We start from the raw sequence: 24,695 nt of genomic DNA on the forward strand, positions 1-24,695 counted from the left end.
GTGAGACATGGCAATCGCACTGCATTCCCGGCTTGAGCCGGACCTGCTTGGCCAGTCGCCAGCCACTCCATACACACCTATCAATGCACGCCTAGATCGCCTGCCCCCAGATCGGCAAGCGGGTGTTGCCCGGTCGACCAGGGCGCAACGAAGAAGTCGGCGGCCCACTGCGCATCGGCTGCTTCCAGCGACGCAGGTTGCCAGTGCGGCCGGCGATCCTTGTCGATCAACAGCGCACGGATGCCTTCGGCAAAATCGCCATGTGCCGCCGCATGCAATGCAACCACGTATTCGGTGCGGAAGGTGTCGGCCAGCGTCGTGGTGCGCGGATGACGATGCAGTTCCCAGGCCAGGCGCGCCGAGCCGGGAGCACCCGCCGCCAAGGTGGCACGTGCGGCCTGCAGCCAGCTGTCTTCGCTGTGCAGCGCCAGGATTGCGGCGACGACCTGTTCCAGCGATTCGCCAGCGACCACCTGTTCGATCAGCGGTGCGTGCAGCTGCAGTGGGCCCGGCGCGGTCGGTTGCGCGATGCCATGCAGGAATGCACTGAGTTGGGTGCGATCATCGTCGGCATTGCCCGTCCAGGCATGCGCACTCAGCGCATCCAGCACCGCTGCGTACTGCGCATGCTCCAGGCGCACGTCGGCGAGCCCTGCGTAAACCGCATCACTGGCATCGAGCGGCGCGCCGGTCAGCGCAAGAAACACACCGGCACCCTGCGGCACACGACGCAACAACCAGCTTCCACCCACATCCGGGAACAAGCCGACGCTGATCTCCGGCATGGCCAGGCGCGAGCGCTCGGTGACCACGCGATGGCTGGCACCGGACATCAAGCCGATGCCACCGCCCATGACGATGCCGTGGCCCCAACACAGCAGCGGCTTCGGGTATGCGTGGATGCGATGGTCGAGCCGATATTCTTCTTCGAAGAAGGCGGCGGCATGGGCGTTGGCCTGCGGCGCTGCGCGTCGCGCTGCACCGTCGGGCACTGCATCGCGATGCGCACGCATGCTCTGGTACAGGCCGTGCAGATCGCCCCCGGCACAGAACGCCTTTTCACCGGCACCGCGCATCACCACGCAGGCAATCTGCGCATCGTCGGCCCAGGCGCGCAACTGCGCATCCAGCAACCGCGTCATCTGCAAGGACAGGCCATTGAGCGTCTTGGGCGCATGCAAGGTGGCGATGCCGAGGCGATGCCCATCGGCGCACATACGCTGCTCAAACAAGACCGGTGCATCGTCGGTTGCGCTGAGCTCGGCCATCAGTGATTGCTCCACTGCGGCGCGCGCTTCTCCAGAAAGGCGGCCACGCCTTCGGACTGATCGGCGTGTTCGAACAGATCGACGAACGCTTCGCGTTCGGCAATCAACGCGGCGGCATGTGTGCCATGGCGCGTGGACTGCACCAGTCGCTTGCACGCCGCCACACTGACCGGGCTCTGTTTGCCGGCACGCTGCGCCCAGGCAATGGCCAGCGCACGCGACTCGCCCTCGCCGACCACTTCTTCCACCAAGCCGATACGCTGTGCGGTCGTCGCATCGACGCGTTCCCCGAGCAGGATCATGCGCTTGGCCCAGCCTTCGCCGACCAGGCGCGGCAGGTTTTGCGTCCCGCCTGCGCATAGCAGCAGGCCCACGCTGGCTTCGGGCAACGCGAGCTGTGCGTGCTGCTCGGCGATGCGCAGATCGCACGCCAATGCACACTCCAGTCCACCGCCCATCGCATAGCCGTTGATTGCGGCGATCGATACGCCGCGGAATGCACTCAAGGCTTCGAACGCTTCGCCAAAGCGGCGTGCGGCCGCGCGTGCGTCGGCCTTGTCGCCCTCTGCAAACTGCTTGAGATCGGCACCGGCGCTGAAGAACTTCTCGCCTTCGCCGGTGATCACCAGCGCATAGACGCTGCGGTCGGCATCCAGTGCGCGCACCAGGTCGCGCAGGGCTCCCAGGCTGTGCACCGTCCAGGTATTGGCCGGCGGGTTGCTCAGCGTGACGATGGCCACATGGCCATCGCGCTCGACCTGCAGACCGGCGTGGATGCGCCCCTCCCAATCGCTCATCTCAGCTCATCCTCGCCATTGAGCAGATGACGCGCCACGATCATGCGCATCACCTCATTGGTGCCTTCCAGAATCCGATGCACGCGGCTGTCGCGCAGCAAACGCTCGACCGGGTACTCGCGGATATAGCCGTAGCCGCCATGGATCTGCAGTGCGTCGTCGCAGATGGCAAAGCCGGCATCGGTGGCGAAGCGCTTGGCCATCGCACACCACACGGTGGCATCGCGACTGCCGGCATCGAGCTTGCGTGCGGCGGTGTGCACCATCTGCCGCGCGGCCACCAGTTGGGTGGCCATGTCGGCGAGCTTGAATTGCAGCGCCTGGAACTCGGCCAGCTTCTTGCCGAACTGGCGACGCTCGCCCATGTAACGGCGCGCGGCATCCAACGCGCCTTGCGCTGCGCCCAACGAACAGGCGGCGATATTGATGCGGCCGCCGTCCAGCGCCTTCATCGCCATCTTGAAACCCTCGCCTTCCTTGCCAAGCAGGTTCCCCGCCGGGATGCGCACGTTCTCGAAGGTCACCCCGCGCGTGGGCTGGCTGTTCCAGCCCATCTTTTCTTCCTTGCGGCCGTAGCTGATGCCCGGCGCATCGGCGGGCACCACGAACGCACTGATGCCACGTGCGCCCTCTTCGCCGGTGCGCGCCATCACCACCAGCACGTCGGTAGCGCCGGCGCCGGAAATGAAGGCTTTGCTGCCATTGAGCACATAGCTGTCGCCGTCGCGCTGCGCGCGGGATTTCAGCGAGGCCGCATCCGAGCCGCTACCCGGTTCGGTCAGGCAGTACGAGCCCAGCTTGGCGCCGCTGGTCATTGCCTTGCCCCACTGCGCGCGCACGGCATCGGTGCCGTAGCTGGTGATAAACCAGGTGACCATATTGTGGATAGTGAGGAAAGCCGAGGTGGACGGATCCACCGTGGCAAGCTCTTCGAATATCACGGCCGCATCGAGCCGACGCATCCCCAGGCCGCCCACGCCTTCATCGGTGTAGAGCCCGCAAAAGCCGAGTTCGGCGGCCTTGGCGATGGCCTCGCGCGGGAAGTGGCCTTCTACGTCCCACTGCGCCGCATGCGGAGCAAGCTCCTTGTCAGCGAAGTCGCGGGCGGTGGCACGAAAGGCCTTCTGCTCGTCGTTCAAATCGGCCAGGTTGGGGTGTAACTGGATGGCTGCGTTCATGGCGCTCGGTTCACTTGAGAGAGATGGTGGTGTTGACGCCATGGCCGAGCGTTTCATCGTCAAACCAGCGCGCGGTCACGGTCTTGGTCTGGGTGTAGAACATCACGACCTGCTTGCCGTACGGACCCAGGTCGCCGAGCTTGGAAGCGCGCGAACCGGTAAAGGAAAACAGCGGCACCGGCACCGGAATCGGCACGTTGATGCCGACCTGGCCCACATCGATGTCTTCCTGGAAACGCCGTGCGGCCGCACCGGATTGGGTGAACAACGCCGTGCCATTGCCGTTGGGATTGGCGTTGACCAACGCGATGGCCTCGTCCAGCGTGGCGGCCTCGAGAATGACCAACACGGGCCCGAAGATTTCTTCGTCGTAGATCCGCATGCCGGGTTTGACGCCGGAAAAGATGGTCGGGCCGACGAAGTTGCCTTGCTCGAAACCCGGTACCTGTGGCGCGCGGCCATCCAGTTCCAGGGTGGCGCCTTGCTCCACCCCGGAAGCGATCAAGCCTTCCACGCGCGCGCGCGCCGCGCAGGAAATCAGCGGGCCGACCTCGGTGCCCGGCGCGTGACCGGCGCCGATCTTCAAACTGCTGGCCTTGGTCACCAACTCCGGAATCCACGTGCGCGCTTCACCGACCAGCACCAACGTGGAGGCGGCCATGCAACGCTGTCCGGCGGCACCGAATGCGGCGCCGACCATCGCATTGAGGGTTTGCTCGCGGTTGGCGTCCGGCAACACCACAGCGTGATTCTTCGCACCCATCATGCATTGCACGCGCTTGCCGGCCAGCGAGGCGCGTTGATACACGTGCGTGCCCACCTTGGTGGAGCCGACGAACGACAGTGCCTTGATCTGGGGGTGATCGCACAGCGCATTCACCACGTCTTCGCCGCCATGCACCACGTTGAGCACGCCCTTGGGAATGCCCGCCTCCAACGCCAGCTCCACCAGCCGCATGGTCACCATCGGATCCTGCTCGGACGGCTTGAGCACGAAGGTGTTGCCGGTGGCGATCGCCATCGGGAACATCCACAACGGAATCATCGCCGGGAAGTTGAACGGGGTGATACCTGCGCACACACCCAAGGGCTGCAGCAGGCTGTAGGTGTCCACGCCGGTGGCGACGTTATTGGCCAGCTCGCCCAGTTGCAGATTGCCGATCGCCGCGGCGTGCTCCACCACTTCCAGCCCGCGGAACACATCGCCTTCGGCATCGGCCAGCGTCTTGCCCTGCTCGGCGCTGAGCAGCGCGGCCAGTTTGGGCATGTGTTCGCGGATCAGCTGCTGGTACTTGAGGAAGATGCGCGCGCGCGCGCCGATCGGCGTCTTGCGCCAGGTGACGAAGGCGCGGCTGGCCGCGGCGACTGCGGCGTCCACTTCGGCGGTGGTGGCGAACGGGACCTGCGCCAACACCGATTGATCGGCCGGATTGACCACGTCCTGCCAATGGTCGCTGGCCGAGACCACCATTTCACCATCGATCAACAACGACACGCGGGGGACGGATTGGCGCATTGCAGGGCTCGCTGATAAGGAAGACATCGGTTTTGCCGGCCGTGAATTCGCATTGTTCGCATAGGCACATGACATTCCCAGCGTTCGATTGCTTAATCGCGCTAAGCTTGCGGCATAATTTTGCGAATCTTGCGAATGCCTCCGTCGCACGCTCAACTCCGCCACCAACTCGGCTTGCGCCTGCAGCGGCTGCGCCAGCGCCACGGCCTGAGCCAGGCCGAACTGGCGCGTCGGCTTGGACTGTCGCCGAGCTATCTCAATCAGATCGAGCGCAACCAGCGCCCGCTCACCCTGGCCATCCAGCAGCGGCTCAAGGCCACGTTGGGCGATCTGGACGGCTTGTTGGATCTGGACGACGCGGCCGCGCTGGTCGAGCCGCTGGACGAATCGCTGCGCAGCCTGGGCCATACGCTATTGCCAGCCGAGCTGCGCGCGCTCACCGGCAACCTGCCGCAGGTAGCGCGGGCACTGCTGGATTTGCACCGCGCGCATCACCATCTGCTCGAACGCAACGCTGCGCTGGAATCGCAGATCGGGGTCGAATACACGGCAATCCCATCGCTGTCGCCCGGCGAGCAGGTGCGCGACTACTTCAATCGCGCGCACAACTATCTGCCCGAGCTCGACGAGCGCGCAGAAGCGCTTTACGCCGAACTTGGATTGACCCCGGAAAACCTGCCGCTCCGGCTGCGCCAACGGCTGGCCGATCGTCATGGCCTGCTGGTGCAGGACGCCACCGACCTGCACAGCGACAAACGCCGCATGGATGCGCAGATGCGCGTGCTGTGGTTGCCCGCGCATCTGCGGCCAGGCCAGCAGGCATTCCAGATGGCCGCGCAGTTGGCACTGCTGGAATGCGCACCGCTGCTGGACGCGCGCATTGCCGATGCCGGTTTCGAAGATGCCGAGCGCATCGCGCTGTCGCGGATGGGGCTGTCGAACTATTTTGCCGGCGCACTGGTGATGCCGTACAGCGCGTTCCTGCACAGCGCGCAAACCTCGCGCTACGACATCGAATGGTTGGCCCACCGCTTCGACGTCGGTTTCGAAGCGGTCTGCCACCGGCTCAGCACCTTGCAGCGGCGCGGCGCGGCCGGCTTGCCGATCTTTTTCATGCGGGTGGACCGCGCCGGCAACGTGTCCAAACGCCACTCGGCCACCGACTTCCACTTCTCGCATGTCGGCGGCGCATGTCCGCTGTGGATCGTGTACGAAGCCTTCAACCAGCCCGACCGCATCCTCACCCAGATCGCGCGCATGCCCGATGGCCGGCGCTATTTCTGGCTGGCCCGCCAGGTCAGCAGCGGCCCGCCCGGGTATGGCCGCCCGCGCAAGACGTTTGCCTTGGCAATGGGCTGCGACCTGCGCCACGCCGATCAACTGGTGTACGCGCGCGGTTGGGATCTGAACGCGGTAGACGATGCAGTGCCGATCGGCCCGGGCTGCCTGACGTGCGAACGCAGCGACTGCGTGCAGCGCGCGTTTCCTGCGCTACCGCGCCTGCCAGCGAGTGCGCGTTAACGTGTTGGGGGAATTCGGATTTGGGAATCGGCAGTGGCAGTGCGTCGGCCTGCGATGGCAGCGGCATAGACAGGTGCCTCGCTCACGCCGATGCCAGTGGTTGCTTTGACGCGCCGCCTGCGTGGAGAACTGCCGGCATCTTGGGGAGTTGCTGCCGAATCCATTCACTGACCAGACAGACCCCGTAAACACGCATGTGCTGCAGCACAGCATTCCAAGGCGAGATAGCTTCCGCAAAATGCTTCATTGGAATGGAATGGCTTGCGCTTCTACCCTGAAGCAGATAGATGCATGACAGGGGGACGCCAGCGCGATGTATCGCACTTCCGGCGCCACGAAAACGAACACATAACGCCCATCACGCAGCACCGCACCATTCGCCACGCCCGCGCGGACGTGCCAGACCCGCTTCATGCGGCTGGCCGCACCAGTCGCCACCACCTAATTCGGTCACTAGTCCTGGGAGGGATCAACCGATGCCTGTTCACCACACCGGTCATTCGGCACGCCGGCGCCTGCGCCGCACGCCGGTCCGCGACATCCTCTGCACCACCATCGCCTGCGTGCTGGCCACCGCGTTCAGCGCACACGCGCAGGACACCACGCCCGCCGCACCACCGGCCAACGACACCAGCAGCGCCGCCAGCAATGGCCAGGCGCCGGTCACGTTGGACAACATCACCGTGATCGGCCAGCGCGCCAGCCTGAATCAGGCCGTGCAGGCCAAGCAGCTGTCCGATCACGTCATGGAAGTGATCTCCGCAGACAACATGGGCCAGATGCCCAACGTCACCGTGGCCGAAGCGCTGGTGCGCCTGCCCGGCGTCAACGGCACCCGCGACCGTGGTAACGAGAGCCTGGCCACCGTGCGCGGCCTGGGACCGCGCATGACCATGGGCACCGTCAACGGGCGCGAGATCGCCTCCTCCGAGCCCAATCGTGCGGTGCGCTGGGAAGTGTTTCCCACCGAGATCGTCTCCACCGTCAAGGTCTACAAGACCCAATCGGCCGACCTGGTGGCCGGTGGCCTGGCCGCCACCGTGGACATTTCCACCATCAGCCCGCTGGACTACACCGGCCCGGGCTTCGTCGGCACTGCCGGCCCGGTGTTCTACGACCACGCCAAGGACGTGGACGGCTACACCCCGTGGGGCAGCCGCTTCGGCGCCAGCTGGGTGCACAAGTTCAACGACAACCTGGCCGTGGCGTTCGGCGCCACCTATCAGAAACAGAAGAACGCCAGCTCCTCGATCGGCAGCTGGGGCTATACCGATGCCACTACCTCGCGCGACGTCGATGGCGATGGCACCGTCGATCCCACCCCGTTCGGCGCGGCCGACCAGCTCAAGCTGATCGACCAGACCCGCACCGGTGCGATGGGCACCGTGCAGTGGCGCTCGGGCAATTTCGAGTTGAAGTTCGATGGCCTGTACTCGCGCATCGAGATCGACGAAGACCAGCTGCAGAACTGGTTCAACGGCCTGGACTTCAGCACCTTTTCCGGCGCGACCAATCCGTACACCACGCCGGGCTCGTCCTACACCATCGTCGATGGCGATGTGGTGGCCGGCACGCTGGCCAACTCCAACCTGCAGGTCGACCATGTGGTCAGCCACTACAACGAGGTCAAGACGCTCACCGCCGGTGGCTTGAATGCCAAGTGGAACGGCGATGTGTGGACCTTGGGCAGCGACCTCTCGTTCTCGCAGGCCAAGCGCGACAACACCTGGCAGGCGGTGCGCTTCGGCAGCAACCCGGACACGGTGTCGTTCGACTTCCGCCGCAGCGTCACGCCGACGATCAGCACCAGCTCGGACACGCCCGAATACGGCATCGCCGGCCAGACCGAACCGCAGGCACTGCGCGACAAGATCGCCGCGCTGGCGCTCAATGCCAGCCGTGCAGTGGATGCCGGCCCGTTCACCTCGCTGGAATTCGGCGCACGCGCGGCGCGGCGCGAAAAGCAGAACCGCCACTTCCTCAGCAACCAGTCCGGCTACGACCAGCCGATTTCGGCGTATCAGGATCTGATCTACCCGGTCGGCATGCCGGACTTGAACGTGCCCACGCTGACCGGCGGCAACCTGGCCGAGATCGCACGTGTCGGCTTTGGCGGCTTCGACCCGGGCACGCTCGATGAGCAGATGCTCGACCACTGGAACGTCAAGGAAGATGTGCGCGAAGCATTCGCCAAGGCGGTCTTCAGCTCGCAGCTGTTCGGCACCGATGTCACCGGCAATGTCGGCGTGCGCCTGGTCAACACCAAGACCAGCAGCAACGGCTTCGATTCGGTCGGCGGCAATGTGCAGCCCAGCAGCGCCAGCAAGGAATACACCGACGTGTTGCCCAGCGCGACACTCAACTTCCTGATCGACGATCAACGCATCCTGCGCGTCGCGGTAGCCAAGGTCATCGCGCGTCCGCCGCTGGACGAACTGCGCACCGGCCGTCGCCTGGACGACCCCACGGTTACCGTCGGCCAGCTCACCGGCAGCGGCGGCAATCCGCAGCTGGACCCGTTCAAGGCCACCCAGGTCGACGTCTCCTACGAGTGGTACTTCCACACCGAAGCGCTCGCCGCACTGGCCGTGTATCGCAAGGAAGTGGATTCGAGCATCGGCTACCGTACCGACCGCGAAGTGATCAACGGCCTGGATTACCTGGTCAGCGCGCCGTTCAATGGCGGTGGCGGCTACATCAACGGTGTGGAGCTGACCTTCCAGACGCCGTTCTTCTTCATCCCGCACATGGAAAACTTCGGCGTCTACTCCAACTATTCGCTGGTGGATTCCAACCTCAAGGAATTCTCGCCGGAAGACAACCCGTTGCCGCTGAGCGGCCTGGCGCGCAAGACCGGCACCTTCGACCTGTGGTACAGCAACGGCACCTTCGAAGCACGCGTGGGCTACAAATACCACAGCCCCTACACGGTGGTGTACGGCTGGAATGCCGCGCGGCTGGCACGCCTGCAGAGCGAAGGTACCGTGGACCTAAGCTTGAATTGGCAGTACAGCAAGCAGCTGGGCTTCCGCTTCCAGGCCGGCAACCTCACCAACGAACCACTGCGTGCCTATACCGACAACAAGCCCAACCGTCTGGCCAATCAGGACGATGGCGGCTACCAGGTGTTCGGGCGCCGTTACCAGTTGGAAGCAACCTACAAATTCTAAGCGCGGCCAACAAAACGTCACGCGCAGTCGCCGGGTGGGTGCGGACGGCGCGCAATAACCGGAGCGTACAAGTGGTACAAGCCGATTCCGAACACGGACCGCGCCTGCCTGGCGGCCGCGCAGTAGGTTTGGTAGATGCTCTAAGCGCTGCCCGATCGGCGGCATATGCTCCTGCGCAGCCGATCTGATCACTGCATACCTGCATCAAACCGCGGCAGCTGTGTGGCATCCCATCGGCAAGCCACGCTTGGATGCTGCACAGCGGCCGCGCAGCAGCACGGTCGCCCGCGGCAGGCTGTCACCCGCTCCACGTTGTCTCTGTCGAGGAATTGCATGCGCTCACCACGTCGTCTCTGGACGCCCGCGCTCCTGGCGCTGGCCATTTCCACCTTCGCACACGCCGCCCCGGCTCCCGCCACGCTGTATCTCGGTGCGGACCTGTCCTACGTCAACGAGATGGAGGAATGCGGCGTGCAGTACCGCGAGAATGGCGTAGTCACCGATCCGTTCGAACTGTTTCATGCACACGGCGCCAATCTGGTGCGGGTGCGGCTGTGGAACGATGCGCGCTGGACCAAGTACAGCGACCTGTCCGACGTCAAGAAAACCATTGCGCGTGCACGTGCGCAAGGCATGCAGGTGCTGCTGGATCTGCACTATTCCGACGATTGGGCCGATGGCGAAAAACAGCTGATTCCCAAGGCCTGGGCCAGCATCACCGACACCGACGAGCTGGCGCGCACGTTGTATGGGTTCACCTACGACACGCTGAGCGCGCTCGACCGCGGCGGCTTGATGCCGGAGCTGGTGCAAGTGGGCAACGAAAGTAATTCCGACTTGATGGATAGCAAGCCCTGGGACAAAAAGCGCCCCATCGATTGGCAGCGCAACGCCAAGCTGTTCAACGCCGGCATCAAGGCGGTGCGCGACATGAGCGCACGCTCGGCGATCAAACCGCGGGTGATGCTGCATATCGCCCAGCCGGAAAATGTGGAGCCGTGGTTCGCCGCCGCCACCAAGGCCGGCGTCACCGATTTCGATCTGATCGGCATCAGCTACTACCGCAAATGGTCGACGCAATCGATGGCGCAGCTGGGCAAGACCATCAAGCGCCTGCGCGGCCGCTACGCTGCCGATGTGGTCGTGGTGGAAACCGCCTACCCGTGGACCCTGGAATCCGGCGACACCTCGCACAACCTGCTCGGCGAAGACGCGCTGATTGCCGGCTACCCGGCCACGCCGCAAGGCCAGTCCAAGTACATGATCGACCTCACCCAGCTGGTCATCGATACCGGCGGCGCCGGCGTGGTGTACTGGGAGCCGGCATGGACCAGTAGCAGCTGCAAGACGCGCTGGGGCACCGGCTCGTCGTGGGAAAACGCCGGCTTCTTCGATTTCAACCATGGCAATGAAGTGCTGCCGGCGATCGATTTCATGCACCACCCGTATACCGGCGCGCCGCCCTCGTACACGCCCGCAGCGCAGACGCCTGCATCGGCAAAACCGGCAGACGTCAGCGCGAGGACACAGCCATGACCGGCATCAATCGCCGCGATCTGCTGCGCGGCATGCTTGCAAGCGGCGTGAGCGCGGCACTCCCGGTTGGCAGCGCCGCCCTGGTGCCCGGCGCTGCCGCCGCCGCACCGGCAATTGCCAAAGCCGCCGCGCCGGCTGGCCCTCTGGGTGATGCAACGCAGGCGCCACGCGAGCGCCTGCTGTTCGATTTCGGCTGGCGCTTTCATCTGGGCCATGCCAGCGATGCATCGCGCGATTTCGACTTTGGCACCTTCCAGCGCAGCTTTGCCAAGGCCGGCAAGGACACCGCCACCGCTGCGCAGGCGAGCTTCGATGACAGCGGCTGGCAACAGGTAGACCTACCGCACGACTGGGCCGTGACCCTGCCGTTCCGCCCGGAGCCGATCTCGGCCACGATGACCGAGGAAGACCCCGCCGCCGCACACGGCTACAAGGCGCTGGGGACCAGCTTTCCTGAAAACAGCGTGGGCTGGTATCGGCGCACCCTGCAGATTCCGGCCAGCGACCTGGGCAAGCGTATCTGCCTGGTATTCGATGGTGTGTTCCGCGACTGCATCGTGTTCTGCAACGGCCACATCGTCGGCCGCAATGCCAGCGGCTATTGCGGCTTCGAGGTCGACCTGAGCGAAGTGCTCGACTACGGCAAGCCCAACATCATCGCCATTCGCGTGGATGCCACGTTGGGCGAAGGCTGGTTCTACGAAGGCGCCGGCATCTACCGGCATTTGTGGCTGCAAAAGACCGGTCCTCTGCACATTCCGTCGGACGGCGTGTTCGTGCGCAGCACGGTGCAGGAGGGCAACGCCACTGCGCAATTTTCTACCGAGGTGCGCAACGACGGCACCGCGCCACGCCAGTGCGTGGTGCAGGCGCGCATCACCGCACCGGATGGACGCACCGTGGCGCAGGCGGCCAGCACGGCAATCACGGTTGCACCCGGCCAGGTGCAGGTGGTCGAACAGACCCTGCCGCTCGGCCAGGCCGCGCTGTGGTCGATCGATACCCCGCAGCTCTACACCCTGACCAGCAGCGTGCACAGCGACGGCAAGGCCACCGATGCGGCGGTCACCCCGTTCGGCGTGCGCAGCATCGCCTTCGATGCGCAACGCGGTTTTCTGTTGAACGGCACCCAGCTCAAGTTGCACGGCACCAACAATCACCAGGACCATGCCGGCGTCGGCACCGCCATTCCGGACGCCTTGCATGAATGGCGCCTGCGCCAGCTCAAGTCGATGGGCTGCAACGCGTATCGCAGCTCGCACCATCCGGCCACCCCCGAACTGGTCGCACTCTGCGACCGCCTGGGCATGTTCGTCATCGAAGAAACCCGGCGCATGTCCACCGACCCGGAGGCGATGGGCGAACTGGAAACCATGGTGCGACGCGGGCGCAATCATCCCAGCGTGATCCTGTGGTCGCTCGGCAACGAAGAACCGCAGCAGGTCACCGAACGCGGCGCGCGTATCGTCGCGCGCATGCAGCAGCGCGTGCGCCAGCTCGACCCCACCCGCCCCACCACCTTCGCCATGGACAAGGGCTTCGGCGATGGCGTGGGCCAGGTCGTCGATGTGGTCGGTTTCAACTACCGTACCAGCCAGATGGACGGCTTCCACGCGCAATACCCCAACATTCCGATCTACGGCAGCGAAACCGGCAGCACCGTATCGGTACGCGGCAACTATCAGCGCGACGATGCACGCGGCTATACCCGCGCCTACGACCTGGACCACCCGTGGTGGGCGAGCACTGCCGAAGCCTGGTGGAGCTATGTCGCGCAGCGCCCGTACATCGCTGGCGGCTTTATCTGGACCGGCTTCGATTACCGCGGCGAACCCACACCCTACAACCGCTGGCCGAATGTCGCTTCGCAATTCGGCGTGCTCGACAGCTGCGGCTTTCCCAAGGACAACTACTGGTACTACCGCGCGCAATGGACCAGCGAACCGGTGCTGCATCTGTTCCCGCACTGGAACTGGGACGGCCTGCTGCAACCCGACGATCACGGCCGTCTCCAGGTCTGGTGCCATAGCAATCTCGAAGCGGTGGAGTTGCTGGTCAACGGCGTCAGCCAGGGCCTACAGCAAGTGCCGGCTTACGGCCACGTCGAATGGCGCGTGGTCTATGCGCCTGGCGTGATCGAAGCGCGCGGCTATCGCGGCGGCAAGCGGGTGCTCAGCGAACGCCGTGAAACCACCGGCAAGCCGGCCGCGATCCGCCTCAGCTGCGACCGCACCACCCTGCGCGCCAATGCCGAAGATGTGGCGGTGGCGAAGGTGGAAATCGTCGATGCACACGGACGTCCGGTACCGACCGCCGACAACCAGGTGCACTTCGCGCTGCGCGGCCCCGCACGGCTGATCGGGGTCGGCAATGGCGACCCCAGCAGTCACGAGGACGACAAGGCATCGCAGCGCAAGGCATTCAACGGCCTGTGCGCGGCGCTGCTGCAGACCACGCGCAGCAGCGGCGACATCGTGCTTCAGGCAACCGCGCCTGGGCTGACCTCAGCCACGCTGCGCCTGCCCGCAGAGTCCGCCAAATCGCGCGCATCGGTGGTTTGAACACGTGGCAGTTGCTGCGCACCGCTATGGCACCTGCGGCGCTGGCGTGGCCCGTGTTGGCCTCGACAGCGCCGCAGGTGCCAAACGCCAGTCGAAGTCCGTCTGTCGCCATGTTTGCCAACGCCTGCATCACCATGCAGGTCATTGCTGCCGGAAGATCGCGGGCCGGGCGTCAGCTTCGGCTCGGACATGTTCGGCGGACGTCACCAGACCGACGTCCTGCCGCTTGCGGGATCGGCAGCCTTACGTCTGCACATCTCCCCCAGCCGGATCGCGCGGAAAATAGCGGTTGAGCTTTTCGTCCCACGCGCGAAATTGCTCCAATGTATGGGCATCCATCGGGCGTGGATCGTCGGCCAGCGCTTTCTTCTGCGCCACATAGGCGACGCGCTGGGACGACAGTTCATCCCACGCCTTTCTGAGCATGACCGGATCCGGATGCGAGACCAGCATCGCTTCCAGCAGCGTGGCCTGTGCCACGCGCGCGGCCAGCAAATCGCTGAGCGCCTCGGTCACGGCCTGCATCCACTCGTGTTGTTTCTGTTCCATACCCAACCAGGTCGCCTGCGTCATGCGCCGCGCACCATAGCGCCTCATCGGGAACGGCGGTGTGCAAAGCGGCTGAAGATTCAGGTTAACGCGTGAGGCGAATGCGGCGATTTGCCTCTCCATCGCTTCGCCTCACGCATCTCAGCGCGCGGTACTGCATCGGCCCAGCCATGCACTCCCACGTGGCACATGACCCCGCGGGAGCGCAAGCGCTCACCGCAAGCGCGAGAATGCACCGATCCCCGCGATTGCCAGCCGCTCGGCGGGCAGCGCCGTTTCCGCGAACGACAGCCGCAGGTAACGGATCTGGCGAACTTCGGGGAAATTCAGGCGCTGGGTCGAAAGCGCATAGGCGATATTGGACAGCTCGCCGGCGCCGGCCGGCTGCCAGTGCTGGCCATCTTCGCTGGTTTCGGCGCGATAGCCCTTCGGCGGCGCCGCACCGTTCATCACCGTGCGCGAGGGCGTGAGGCTGAACCCGGCGACCTGGCGCGATGCACCGAGGTCGATGGTCGCCTGCACAGGATGCCCAGGCGTGGGGGCTGGGGTGATCCAGATGGTGCTGGCATCGTCGTCGAGCAACGTGTCCGCCCCTGGCGCGCTCGCCTCGACGATGCGCCAGCCGGCAGTGGACAGCACATCCGGTGCATTCGCCGTCGGCCGCGCGACCGGCACTGGCGCAACGGCGCGGAACAGCGCGAATTCGCTGATCGCCGGGCAGACCGGCGCCTCGAGCACGACCAGGCGCACCCGGCGTGCGGCGATCGGACGATCCAGCCGCACGATGCGTTGTGCACCGATGCACTGCGCTTCGGCCAATCGCCGCCATTGCCCATCGACTTCGGCGTCGACCGCGAAGCGGGTGACGCGCACGCCCAGCGGCAGATATTCGCGCAGCCGGATCAAATCGAAACTGTGCACCGCCGATAGCTCCAGCGTGAGCGTCGGCGTGGTGACATCGTCCGGCGTGGACCAGTAACTGTCCGGCTGGCGGTCGAGCACGCGCGCTGGCTCGAACCCGGGACCACGTGACGCGCTGGCGCTGGCCTTGGCGCCCTTGGCCAGATCGATGGCGAAGCTGGCGCGGATCGCGTCGCCGAAGCTCTGCAGCACCGCCACGTCGTGGTCGGGAATGCGGCCGCGTCGGTCGGGCGGAAGATTGAGGTTCATGTTGGTGCCGCGCGCGACCGAGGTGTCGAAGTAGCGCACCAGGTTCTCCGGGCTACGCACCTTGCCATCTTCGTCGGCATGGTAGAACCAGCCCGGGCGGATCGACGTGTTGGTTTCGGCCGGCCACCACAGCGCCCCGCCGCGCACGCCGGAATTGCCGTTTTCCTGCGTGTACGGGGCATTGGGCATGGTCGGCCAGGATGGATCGCCGGCGATCCCATCTTCGTTGCCGCCCCAGCGGATATCGGCGCCGAGCGGGTCGAAGGTGCAGGCCATCGGCTGATGCTGATGCACCAGCGCGATCATTCGCGGCCAGTTGTAATACGCAGGCGCATCGATCTTGCGCGATTCGCGCGCCCCACCGTAGTAGCCGTCGCCACCATTGGCGCCGTCGAACCAGAACTCGAACAGGTCGCCATAGCCGGTGCACAGTTCGACGATCTGCTTGCGGAAGTAGTCGAGATAGCCGGGGCGCCCGTATTCGGCATGGTTGCGATCCCAAGGCGAGAGGTAAATGCCGAACGCCAGACCAGCGCGTCGGCACGCCGCTGCCATTTCGCCCACGATGTCGCCCTTGCCGTTCTTGTACGGCGAATGACGGATGCAATGCTCGGTCAACCGGGTCGGCCAAAGGCAGAACCCATCGTGGTGCTTGGCCGTGAAAATCAGACCTTTCAGATTGCCGGCCTTGGCAGCAGCGACGATCTGATCGGCCGAAAAATCGCTGGGATCGAATTTGCGCGGATCCTCGTCGCCGTAGCCCCATTCCTTGTCGGTGAAGGTGTTCATCGCAAAATGCACGAAGGCGTATTGTTCCCACCGATGCCAACGCAGCTGTCGCGCGCTGGGCACCGCCCCCCACGGCGCCGGCCCGTTGGCGCGCGGCGTCTGCGCGATGCGCGCTGCCGATGCAGTAAAGCTGGCGGTAGCGGCCACCACACCCGTGGCAAGAAAGGTACGACGATCGATCATTAGCGCCTTCCGACGTTGCACAAGTTTCGATCTTAGCTTTTCCAACGGCGAAGAGTCCCAACCCAGAAGCAACAGACAGCGGTGCAAGGCATCGCAGACAGTGTCCCCGGTACGGCTGGCGGTGGAGCGCGTGCGAAGCACGCTGCGAGCGTTTGTGCCTTGACGGCTGATCGCCCCGCCCTGCGTTGCTGGTGCTCGCATGTCTGTGCATCCGCCGCACGCAACGCCACCTCTGTGAACAAAACGAAGATTCGTTCTCCGTCCAGAAGCCTTGACATGGCAGCCATTCGCCCACTGAGCCCATGCGTGGTGCCCTGCCGACCGATCGCTCAAGGATTTTTCGATGGCTGGGCTTAAACTTGGAGCCCGCGCCAACGTGGGCGGGCGTGGTTTCGTCGCGATCTCCTGCGCGACCTCAGCCACTGGCCAGATTTCATCGCACATCGATTCATTCCGTTTAGAGGGTCGTCGCAACAACGGCGCGACAAAAGTCATCGCTACTCTCGCCATCGCCCCTGATTGACCGCCACATCCCGGAAGAACATTTCTTGCAACGCACTGACACCAAAGAAAAAACCAAGATCACCGGCGGGGCAGTCGAACACACGCCGCTGATGAAGCAATTCTTCGCCGCCAAGTCGGACTACCCCGACCTGCTGCTGTTCTTCCGCATGGGCGATTTCTACGAGCTGTTCTACGACGACGCGCGCAAGGCGGCGCGGCTGCTCGACATCACTCTGACCCAGCGCGGTAGCTCCGGCGGAGCGCCGATTCCGATGGCCGGCGTGCCGGTACATGCGTACGAAGGCTACCTGGCGCGGTTGGTGGCATTGGGTGAGTCGGTGGCGATCTGCGAGCAGATCGGCGACCCGGCGCTGGCCAAGGGCCTGGTCGAGCGCAAGGTGGTGCGCATCGTCACGCCGGGCACGGTCACCGACGAGGCGTTGCTGGACGAGCGCCGCGACACATTGCTGATGGCGATCTCGCGCAGCAAACAAGGCTACGGTCTGGCCTGGGCCGATCTGGCCGGCGGGCGCTTTTTGGTCAACGAAGTGGATAGCGTGGATGCGCTGGAAGCAGAAATCGCGCGCCTGGAGCCGGCCGAGCTGTTGGTGCCGGACGAAGACAACTGGCCGGAATTCCTGCGCGGGCGCATCGGCGTGCGGCGTCGACCGCCGTGGTTGTTCGATGCCGATAGCGGGCGCCGTCAGCTGCTGGCGTTCTTCAAACTGCACGACCTGTCCGGCTTCGGCATCGACGACAAACCCTGCGCCACGGCCGCCGCCGGCGCATTGCTGGGGTATGTCGAAGAAACCCAGAAACAGCGCTTGCCGCATCTGACCTCCATCGCGATGGAAGTGGCCAGCGAGGCGATCTCGATGAACGCGGCCACGCGCCGGCATCTGGAGCTGGACACGCGCGTGGATGGCGACACCCGCAACACCTTGCTCGGCGTGCTGGACAGCACCGTCACGCCGATGGGCGGACGCCTGCTGCGCCGTTGGCTGCACCGTCCGTTGCGCCTGCGCGAGGTGCTGGTGCAGCGCCATCATGCAGTCGGCACCTTGATCGATGCCGGTGCCGATGCCGATCTTCGCGAGGCCTTCCGTGCGCTTGGCGATCTGGAACGCATCCTCACCCGCGTGGCCTTGCGCTCGGCGCGACCACGCGATTTTTCCACGCTGCGCGATGGCTTGGCGCTACTGCCGAAGGTGCGCGAAATCCTGGCGCCGCTGGATTCGCCGCGCCTGCAGACACTGCATGCCGAGCTCGGCGAGCACGATGCCACCGCGCACCTGTTGATCAGCGCGGTGGCCGAGACGCCGCCGCTCAAGCTCAGCGACGGCGGCGTCATCGCCACCGGGTACGACGCCGATCTGGACGAGCTGCGCCGCCTGTCCACCAATGCGGATCAATTCCTGATCGACCTGGAACAACGCGAGCGCGCCAGCAGCGGCATCGCCACGCTCAAGGTCGGCTACAACCGCGTGCACGGGTACTACATCGAGATCAGCAAGGGTCAGGCCGAAAAAGCGCCGCTGCACTACAGCCGCCGCCAGACCTTGACCAACGCCGAGCGCTACATCACCGAAGAACTCAAGAGCTTCGAAGACAAGGTGCTGTCGGCGCGCGAGCGTTCGCTGTCGCGCGAAAAACTGCTGTACGAAGGCCTGCTCGACGCACTCGGCACCGAGCTGGAAGGCCTCAAGCGCTGCGCGGGTGCACTCAGCGAACTGGATGTGCTGGCCGGCTTTGCCGAACGCGCGCAGGCGCTGGATTGGTCGCAGCCAGAGCTGGAGAGCGCGCCTTGTCTGCGTATCGAACGCGGCCGCCATCCAGTGGTGGAAGCAGTGCGCGACCAACCGTTCGAACCCAACGATCTGGACCTGCACAGCGACCGTCGCATGTTGGTGATCACCGGCCCGAACATGGGCGGTAAGTCCACCTACATGCGCCAGAACGCGTTGATTGTGCTGCTGGCGCATATCGGCAGCTACGTGCCTGCCAGCCGTGCGGTGATCGGTCCGATCGACCGCATCCTCACCCGCATCGGTGCTGGCGACGACCTGGCACGCGGGCAATCGACATTCATGGTGGAAATGGCCGAAACCAGCTACATCCTGCACCACGCCACTCCGCAATCGCTGGTGCTGATGGACGAGATCGGCCGCGGCACTTCGACCTACGATGGCCTGGCGCTGGCCGATGCGGTCGCGCGCCACCTGGCGCATACCAATCGCTGCTACACCTTGTTTGCCACGCATTATTTCGAGCTCACTGCGCTGGCGGACGAATCGCACGCCGGCGGTCCCAGCGGCATTGCCAACGTGCATCTGGATGCGGTCGAACATGGCGAGCGTCTGGTATTTATGCACGCAGTGAAGGATGGCCCGGCCAACCGGAGTTTCGGCCTACAGGTCGCTGCGCTGGCCGGCCTCCCCAAGGCCGCAGTGACCCAAGCACGGCGACGATTGGCGGAATTGGAGCAGCGTGGCGGCGAGACCCATGCCGCGCAGATGACGCCGCAAGCCCTGGATGCACCGCAGCAGTTCGGCCTGTTCACCGCGCCCACCTCCGCTGCGCAGGAAGCGCTGGCCGCACTCGATCCGGACGAGCTCACACCCAAGCAAGCCTTGGAAGCGCTGTACCGACTCAAGTCGCTGCTGTAGCGATCCTGTGCCGGCCGCCGCGTGCTTGAGCGGTGCTCGGATTTGCGCTTCACGCCTTCTCCGACTGCGACAGGGACGAAGGGACAGGACGCGCGGCCAGCAGGACATCGGCGGGGGCGCCGATGGCGATGCTGCCGCCCTGCCGCAAGCCGCTGCACGAACGCGGCGCACGCTGGCTGCGCCTCCAACATGCCAGTGCACAGCTGGCACTGAGGGGCGCGGCGGCCAGAGATCGATGCGCTAAACGATCGCCACCCGGCGTTCGCAATCGGCCGTGGTCTGCTCCAGCGCTCTCGCACGTCGCCACCGCTTGTGTGTCACGGCCGCTAGACAGGAGACAGTGCACCCCGGGGCGCCTTGCAGTGATCGCTCAGATGCCCAGCCTTGTTGGTCGCCGATCCATGCACCCCTGGCCGCGGCCAGGCACCCGCGACTTCGTTTCAACATCCGAACCAAACATTCACTGCAGTACACCTGAAAAGTTATGTTATATCATTCCAATATTGATCCCGAGCGACGCCTGCCGTGTTGCAAGCACCCCGTCCGCGCGAGCGCGCTCCCGCCTCCGCACCGATGAAACCATGCGCCGACCCACTGCTGGTCGGCGCCCTCGTCCGGCTGGTCGGAGCGCTGCTGACAGCATCCGTGTTGTGGCTGGGCTATGCATGGGTGACGTCCTGAGCATGCTGGCCTTGCACGCTCTCAGCCTCGGCTACGGTGCCCAGGTCACGCTGCACGACCTGCAGACGCGCCTCGTGCGTGGCAGCCTCACCGCGCTGGTCGGACCCAACGGTGCGGGCAAGACCACGTTGCTGCAGGCCATCGCCGGGGAATTGCCGCCTCTGCGCGGACGCATCGAACGCAATGCCGGGCGCATGTCCTGGCTGCCGCAGCGTAGTGCGCTGGACACGCAGTTCCCGATCGACGTGCGCGGCTTCGTCGCCATGGGCCTGTGGCGCCGGATCGGCGCCTTGCGCGGGCTTGGAAGCGCCGACACCACGCAACTGGATCAGGCGCTGGAAGCGTTGGGCCTGTCTGCGCTTGCCCAACAGCCGATCGGCACCTTATCCGGCGGCCAACTGCAACGCGCCTTGTTCGCGCGGCTCTTGCTGCAGGACGCCGAACTGATCCTGCTGGACGAGCCGTTCACCGCCATCGACAGCCACACCACCGCCGACCTGCTGCGGCTGGTCCACCGCTGGCACCAGGAAGGCCGCACCGTGCTGGCAGTGCTGCACGATCTGGAAATGGTGCGGCAGCACTTTCCCGAGACCTTGCTGATCGCCGGTCGCCTGATCGCGCACGGGCCAACCTGCAGCGCGCTGAGCCCGCAGACCCTGGAACAGGCGCGGCTCGCCGCCGATGCCATGAGTGCGTCGTGGGCCACGCCGTCGCCACATGGGAGCCCGCGGTGACCCTGCCCTGGCAACCGTTCCTGGACTACGTGTTCATGCAGCGCGCGTTGCTGGGCTGCACGGCGATTGCGCTGGGCGCCACTCCGATCGGCGTGTTCCTGATCGCACGGCGTATGAGCCTGATCGGCGATGCGATGGCGCACGCCATCCTGCCGGGGGCGGCGGTGGGTTTCGTGGTGTCCGGCTTGTCACTGGGCGCCATGACCCTGGGCGGCATCGTCGCCGGCCTGCTGGTGGCAGTGCTGACCGGTGCGGTGTCGCGCGCCACGCGCTTGCAGGAGGATGCCTCGCTGGCGGCGTTCTACCTGATCTCGCTGGCGCTGGGCGTGCTGCTGGTATCGCTCAAGGGGTCCAACGTGGACCTGATGCACGTGTTGTTCGGCAGCGTGCTGGCGCTGGACGACGCGGCGCTGTTCCTGCTGTGCACGATCGCCACGCTGACCCTGGGCGTGCTGGCGCTGCTGTATCGGCCGCTGGTCCTCGAATGCGTGGATCCGCAGTTTCTACGCACCGTCGGGCGCAGCAGCCTGGCCACCCACCTGCTGTTCCTGGCGCTGGTGGTGCTCAATCTGGTGGCCGGCTTCCAGGCCCTGGGCACGTTGATGGCGGTGGGCATCATGATCCTGCCCGCCGCGGCTGCACGTTTCTGGGCCAGGCGCCTGGCGCCGATGCTGCTGATCGCGTTTGCCGTCGCGGTGCTGGCCTCGGTGGTCGGCCTGTGGCTGTCCTATCGCTTCGATCTGCCTTCCGGCCCCACCATCATCCTGGCCGCCGGCACCGTCTATCTGCTGTCCCTGCTGCTCGGCCCGGCAGACAGCCTGGCCGCCAACGCCCGACCGCGCCGGCAGCGTGCAGCAACCGGAGCCTCGCGATGAATCGGCGCCTGCATGTCCTGCTCGGCGTGTGCGTCCTGCTGGCGCTGGCCGCCAGCGTCATGCTGCTGGATCGCCGCCAACCGGCGCTGGTCACGCAGGGTGGCAAACAGCTGCATGTGGTGGCCAGCTTTTCGATCCTGGGCGATCTGGTGCACCAGGTCGGCGGCCAACGCGTGGTGGTGACCACCCTGGTCGGGCCGGAGGGCGATGCCCATGTCTATCAACCCACGCCGGCCGATGCGCGTGCACTGGGCAGCAGCGATCTGGTCATCGTCAACGGCCTGGGATTCGAAGGATGGCTGGACCGGCTGGTCCACGCCTCCGGCTATCGCGGCAGGATCGTGGTGGCAAGTGCCGGCATCGTGCCACGCCAGCTCGACGCGGCCACCGCACGCGCCAGCCACGCCCATTCCACGCTCGACCCGCACGCCTGGCAGAGCGTTCCCAACGTGGAGCGCTACGTGACAAATATCGCCGCCGCACTCTCCAGCGCCGATCCAAACGGCGCCGGCATCTACCGCGCCAATGCGGCGGCCTACCAACAGCAGCTGCGCGCGTTGCATGCGCAGATCCTGCAGAGCATCGCGGCGCTGCCGCCGCAGCGGCGCACCATCGTCACATCGCACGATGCGTTCGGTTACTTCGCCGCCACCTACGGACTGCGCTTCGAGGCGCCACAGGGCGTGTCCACCGAAGCCGAAGCATCCGCCCACGACGTCGCCCGCCTGATTACGCAGATTCGGCACGACGGCGCGGCAGCCCTGTTCGTCGAAGACATCACCGATCCGCGGCTGTTGCAGCAGATCGCCCGCGAAACCGGCATCCGCATCGGCGGCACCTTGTATTCGGATGCGTTGTCGCATCGCGACGGGCCGGCGAGCACCTATCTGGACTTGATGCATCACAACCTTATCGCGCTGGTGCAAGCGCTCGATCCCGCCAGGAGTTCCCCATGATTGCCCCGCAGATCCCCGTCACCGTGCTGACCGGCTTCCTCGGTGCCGGCAAGACCACGTTATTGAACCGCATCCTCACCGAACCGCACGGCCACCGCTACGCCGTGATCATCAACGAATTCGGCGAAACCGGGATCGACAACGACCTGGTGGTCAATGCCGACGAAGAAATCTTCGAGATGAACAATGGGTGCATCTGCTGCACCGTGCGCGGGGATCTGATCCGCATCCTCGACGGCCTGATGAAACGTCGTGATTTCGATGCGATCCTCATCGAGACCACCGGCCTGGCCGATCCGGCGCCGGTGGCGCAGACGTTCTATGTCGATCCGGACGTCGCAGCCAGGACGCGCCTGGATGCCATCGTCACCGTGGTCGATGCGGTCAACCTGGCTACCCATCTGGACGAGGCGCATGAGGCCGCCGAGCAGATCGCCTTCGCCGATGTCGTGCTACTCAACAAGATCGATCTGGTGCCGCCCGCGCAACTGGACGGTCTGCAGGCACGCATCCGTCGCATCAACCCGTATGCGCGCATCCACCCATGTCAGCGCGGCGACGTGCCGCTGAACGCGATCCTGGACCTGCAGGCCTTCACCCTGGAACGCGTGCTGGACATCGAGCCGGACTTTCTCGACGAAAACCATACGCATGAGCACGACGAGGAGATCGGTTCGGTATCGCTGCAGCTGCACACGCCGCTGGATCCGGCGCGCTTCGATCGCTGGTTCGGCGAATTGCTGGCCACCCACGGCACCGACCTGCTGCGCTGCAAGGGCATTCTGGACGTGGCCGGCGAACCGCGGCGTTATGTGATCCAGGGCGTGCACATGCTGACCGACGGCAACTTCCTGGACGCCTGGCCGGCCGGTCAACCACGCGTGTCCAAACTGGTCTTCATCGGCAGACATCTCGACCGCATGCAGCTGCGCGAGGGTTTCTCTGCCTGCGCATCGGCATGAACATGCCCTCGCACGCCGCGCCCGGCCAGCTCGCGACGGCAGGGATCACAGTAGGAGTCGACGCGACCCCGGTGCGTGCCGTGGTCTGCGGTGCGCAATTGGCCACTGCCTGGGGCGATGGCTGCCTCCGTCGGTTCGCCAGAGGACAGCCACCGACCTGCCTGCAGGTACACGAGGGCGCCATCCTCACGCTGGCGGCCGACGCGGATGGCGGTGTGCTCAGCGGCGGGGACGACGGCGTCTTCGCCCGCGGGGATGCCGTCGGCCTGCAAGTGTTGGCGCAGTTCCCCGGCAAATGGGTGGACCATGTCGACGCAGCGGCGGACGGCGGTCGCGCCTGTGCCGTGGGCCGTCAGGTCCATGCGTGGGGGTCCGACGGGCAGGTGCAGGTGCTGGAGCATCCCTCCAGCGTGGGCGGCATCGCCTTCGATCCGTCGGGTCAGCGCCTGGCCGTCACGCATTACGGCGGGCTCACGGTCTGGACCCGCGCAACCGACGGTTGGCGACCGACCCCGTTCGCATGTCGCGGCAGCCATCTGGGCGTGACGTGGTCGCCGGACGGCCGCTTCGTGCTGAGCAGCATGCAGGAAGCCGCCCTGCACGGCTGGCGCGTGGCCGACCACGCACAACTGCATATCGCCGGCTATGCCAGCAAGGTGCGGCAATGGGGCTGGGTCGGACCCACGCTCTGGCTGGTCAGCGGGGGAACCGCCCCCGCGTTGCTATGGCCCTTCGATGGTCCGGACGGCCCACTGCGTCGCGCTCCGCTGACGCTGTTCGACGACGGCAGCGGCACCATGGTCGAGGCCGTGTGCACGCTTCCCGACGCGCCGCGCGTGCTGGTCGGCAGAAGCGATGGCAGCGTGCTGCTGGGCGACCCACGCACGCCGCAGCAATGGCACACGCTGCAGCACCCGGGCCGCGCGCCGGTGGCGCTGCTCGCCGTCCTGCCTGCACCGCATTGGTTGCTGGTCGCGCATGCCGATGGCGAGGTGTTGTGGCTGCCGTTGCAGCTGCCATGACGGGACTGTTTGATGCCCGCCCGAGTGCCGCAACCTCGCGCACCGCGTGCGTTGCGT

17 protein-coding genes and 1 other RNA gene are annotated in these 24,695 nt (G+C 65.5%); 11 read left to right on the plus strand and 7 right to left on the minus strand.

All coding sequences use genetic code 11. The features are described from left to right. Nucleotides 1–80: 80 nt before the first annotated feature. From XBLMG947_RS13345 to XBLMG947_RS13360, 4 genes are read right to left on the minus strand one after another with little or no spacing between them, the layout of a single operon-like run. Nucleotides 81–1,268 carry an enoyl-CoA hydratase/isomerase family protein gene (locus tag XBLMG947_RS13345; RefSeq protein ID WP_065469161.1) on the minus strand — a complete coding sequence of 396 codons (1,188 nt, stop codon included), beginning with the start codon at nt 1,266–1,268 and terminating at the stop codon, nt 81–83. Continuing rightward, on the minus strand, nt 1,268–2,065 hold the full coding sequence (locus XBLMG947_RS13350) for an enoyl-CoA hydratase (RefSeq protein WP_065469162.1): 798 nt from the start codon (nt 2,063–2,065) through the stop codon (nt 1,268–1,270). The genes XBLMG947_RS13345 and XBLMG947_RS13350 overlap by 1 nt, the downstream gene beginning before the upstream one ends. After that, nucleotides 2,062–3,243 (minus strand): acyl-CoA dehydrogenase family protein, encoded by a 1,182-nt coding sequence (locus tag XBLMG947_RS13355; protein WP_065469163.1) that lies wholly within the window; start codon nt 3,241–3,243, stop codon nt 2,062–2,064. The genes XBLMG947_RS13350 and XBLMG947_RS13355 overlap by 4 nt, the downstream gene beginning before the upstream one ends. A 10-nt stretch (nt 3,244–3,253) precedes the next feature. Next, complete coding sequence (locus XBLMG947_RS13360; RefSeq protein WP_065469164.1) at nt 3,254–4,759, minus strand: CoA-acylating methylmalonate-semialdehyde dehydrogenase; 1,506 nt, start codon at nt 4,757–4,759, stop codon at nt 3,254–3,256. Nucleotides 4,760–4,894: 135 nt separating this feature from the next. Here XBLMG947_RS13360 and XBLMG947_RS13365 point away from each other — a divergent pair, with 135 nt between their 5' ends. Together XBLMG947_RS13365 and XBLMG947_RS13370 are read left to right on the plus strand one after the other, a co-directional pair. Continuing rightward, a complete protein-coding gene (locus XBLMG947_RS13365; RefSeq protein ID WP_065469165.1) occupies nt 4,895–6,280 on the plus strand; it encodes a short-chain fatty acyl-CoA regulator family protein in 1,386 nt (461 codons plus the stop codon). Between the two features lie 476 nt (nt 6,281–6,756). Beyond that, the gene (locus tag XBLMG947_RS13370; protein WP_065469166.1) at nt 6,757–9,450 is read left to right on the plus strand and encodes a TonB-dependent receptor; all 2,694 of its coding nucleotides are present in this window, start codon (nt 6,757–6,759) and stop codon (nt 9,448–9,450) included. Nucleotides 9,451–9,454: 4 nt separating this feature from the next. On the opposite strand, the gene XBLMG947_RS13375 is transcribed toward XBLMG947_RS13370, so the two are convergent. Next, nucleotides 9,455–9,530: non-coding RNA, sX9 sRNA (locus tag XBLMG947_RS13375), on the minus strand. A 253-nt stretch (nt 9,531–9,783) separates the two neighbouring features. Between XBLMG947_RS13375 and XBLMG947_RS13380 the strand changes: the two genes are divergently transcribed. Together XBLMG947_RS13380 and galA are read left to right on the plus strand one after the other, a co-directional pair. Continuing rightward, complete coding sequence (locus XBLMG947_RS13380; RefSeq protein WP_065469167.1) at nt 9,784–10,986, plus strand: glycoside hydrolase family 53 protein; 1,203 nt, start codon at nt 9,784–9,786, stop codon at nt 10,984–10,986. Next, nucleotides 10,983–13,547, plus strand: coding sequence for a beta-galactosidase GalA (galA, locus tag XBLMG947_RS13385; RefSeq protein ID WP_065469168.1), 2,565 nt, complete (start codon nt 10,983–10,985; stop codon nt 13,545–13,547). Before XBLMG947_RS13380 ends, galA begins: the two co-directional genes overlap by 4 nt. A 243-nt stretch (nt 13,548–13,790) precedes the next feature. On the opposite strand, the gene XBLMG947_RS13390 is transcribed toward galA, so the two are convergent. Both XBLMG947_RS13390 and XBLMG947_RS13395 read right to left on the minus strand, forming a co-directional pair. Continuing rightward, nucleotides 13,791–14,144 carry a hypothetical protein gene (locus XBLMG947_RS13390; RefSeq protein ID WP_065469169.1) on the minus strand — a complete coding sequence of 118 codons (354 nt, stop codon included), beginning with the start codon at nt 14,142–14,144 and terminating at the stop codon, nt 13,791–13,793. Nucleotides 14,145–14,309: 165 nt separating this feature from the next. Beyond that, a complete protein-coding gene (locus XBLMG947_RS13395) occupies nt 14,310–16,238 on the minus strand; it encodes an alpha-L-fucosidase (RefSeq protein ID WP_065469170.1) in 1,929 nt (642 codons plus the stop codon). 343 nt (nt 16,239–16,581) lie between these two features. Here XBLMG947_RS13395 and XBLMG947_RS22690 point away from each other — a divergent pair, with 343 nt between their 5' ends. The 7 genes from XBLMG947_RS22690 (at nt 16,582) to XBLMG947_RS13425 (ending at nt 24,638) form a co-directional block, all read left to right on the plus strand. Further along, nucleotides 16,582–16,761: a hypothetical protein gene (locus XBLMG947_RS22690; protein ID WP_139074399.1), complete on the plus strand. Its 180-nt coding sequence runs from the start codon at nt 16,582–16,584 to the stop codon at nt 16,759–16,761. Nucleotides 16,762–16,852: 91 nt separating this feature from the next. Continuing rightward, nucleotides 16,853–19,408, plus strand: a complete 2,556-nt coding sequence (mutS, locus tag XBLMG947_RS13400; protein WP_245228188.1) for a DNA mismatch repair protein MutS — start codon at nt 16,853–16,855, stop codon at nt 19,406–19,408. Between the two features lie 665 nt (nt 19,409–20,073). Beyond that, nucleotides 20,074–20,823: a zinc ABC transporter ATP-binding protein AztA gene (gene aztA / locus XBLMG947_RS13405; protein WP_065469172.1), complete on the plus strand. Its 750-nt coding sequence runs from the start codon at nt 20,074–20,076 to the stop codon at nt 20,821–20,823. Then, a complete protein-coding gene (locus XBLMG947_RS13410; RefSeq protein ID WP_219819462.1) occupies nt 20,820–21,698 on the plus strand; it encodes a metal ABC transporter permease in 879 nt (292 codons plus the stop codon). Before aztA ends, XBLMG947_RS13410 begins: the two co-directional genes overlap by 4 nt. Next, complete coding sequence (locus XBLMG947_RS13415) at nt 21,695–22,654, plus strand: metal ABC transporter substrate-binding protein (RefSeq protein WP_065469173.1); 960 nt, start codon at nt 21,695–21,697, stop codon at nt 22,652–22,654. Before XBLMG947_RS13410 ends, XBLMG947_RS13415 begins: the two co-directional genes overlap by 4 nt. Next, the gene (locus XBLMG947_RS13420; RefSeq protein ID WP_065469174.1) at nt 22,651–23,616 is read left to right on the plus strand and encodes a CobW family GTP-binding protein; all 966 of its coding nucleotides are present in this window, start codon (nt 22,651–22,653) and stop codon (nt 23,614–23,616) included. Before XBLMG947_RS13415 ends, XBLMG947_RS13420 begins: the two co-directional genes overlap by 4 nt. Beyond that, a complete protein-coding gene (locus XBLMG947_RS13425) occupies nt 23,613–24,638 on the plus strand; it encodes a WD40 repeat domain-containing protein (RefSeq protein WP_065469175.1) in 1,026 nt (341 codons plus the stop codon). Before XBLMG947_RS13420 ends, XBLMG947_RS13425 begins: the two co-directional genes overlap by 4 nt. Nucleotides 24,639–24,695: the final 57 nt, after the last annotated feature.

It is taken from the genome of Xanthomonas bromi, from assembly GCF_900092025.1.
Taxonomy (GTDB): Bacteria; Pseudomonadota; Gammaproteobacteria; order Xanthomonadales; family Xanthomonadaceae; genus Xanthomonas; species Xanthomonas bromi.

Coding starts and splice junctions, on each gene's coding strand:
- XBLMG947_RS13365 (WP_065469165.1), top strand. CDS start 4,895: ATGCCTCCGTCGCACGCTCAACTCCGCCACCAACTCGGCTTGCGCCTG.
- mutS (WP_245228188.1), top strand. CDS start 16,853: ATGAAGCAATTCTTCGCCGCCAAGTCGGACTACCCCGACCTGCTGCTG.
- XBLMG947_RS13390 (WP_065469169.1), bottom strand. CDS start 14,144: ATGAGGCGCTATGGTGCGCGGCGCATGACGCAGGCGACCTGGTTGGGT.
- XBLMG947_RS13380 (WP_065469167.1), top strand. CDS start 9,784: ATGCGCTCACCACGTCGTCTCTGGACGCCCGCGCTCCTGGCGCTGGCC.
- XBLMG947_RS13350 (WP_065469162.1), bottom strand. CDS start 2,065: ATGAGCGATTGGGAGGGGCGCATCCACGCCGGTCTGCAGGTCGAGCGC.
- XBLMG947_RS13395 (WP_065469170.1), bottom strand. CDS start 16,238: ATGATCGATCGTCGTACCTTTCTTGCCACGGGTGTGGTGGCCGCTACC.
- XBLMG947_RS22690 (WP_139074399.1), top strand. CDS start 16,582: ATGGCTGGGCTTAAACTTGGAGCCCGCGCCAACGTGGGCGGGCGTGGT.
- XBLMG947_RS13370 (WP_065469166.1), top strand. CDS start 6,757: ATGCCTGTTCACCACACCGGTCATTCGGCACGCCGGCGCCTGCGCCGC.
- XBLMG947_RS13345 (WP_065469161.1), bottom strand. CDS start 1,268: ATGGCCGAGCTCAGCGCAACCGACGATGCACCGGTCTTGTTTGAGCAG.
- XBLMG947_RS13425 (WP_065469175.1), top strand. CDS start 23,613: ATGAACATGCCCTCGCACGCCGCGCCCGGCCAGCTCGCGACGGCAGGG.
- XBLMG947_RS13355 (WP_065469163.1), bottom strand. CDS start 3,243: ATGAACGCAGCCATCCAGTTACACCCCAACCTGGCCGATTTGAACGAC.
- aztA (WP_065469172.1), top strand. CDS start 20,074: ATGGGTGACGTCCTGAGCATGCTGGCCTTGCACGCTCTCAGCCTCGGC.
- XBLMG947_RS13420 (WP_065469174.1), top strand. CDS start 22,651: ATGATTGCCCCGCAGATCCCCGTCACCGTGCTGACCGGCTTCCTCGGT.
- XBLMG947_RS13360 (WP_065469164.1), bottom strand. CDS start 4,759: ATGCGCCAATCCGTCCCCCGCGTGTCGTTGTTGATCGATGGTGAAATG.
- XBLMG947_RS13415 (WP_065469173.1), top strand. CDS start 21,695: ATGAATCGGCGCCTGCATGTCCTGCTCGGCGTGTGCGTCCTGCTGGCG.
- galA (WP_065469168.1), top strand. CDS start 10,983: ATGACCGGCATCAATCGCCGCGATCTGCTGCGCGGCATGCTTGCAAGC.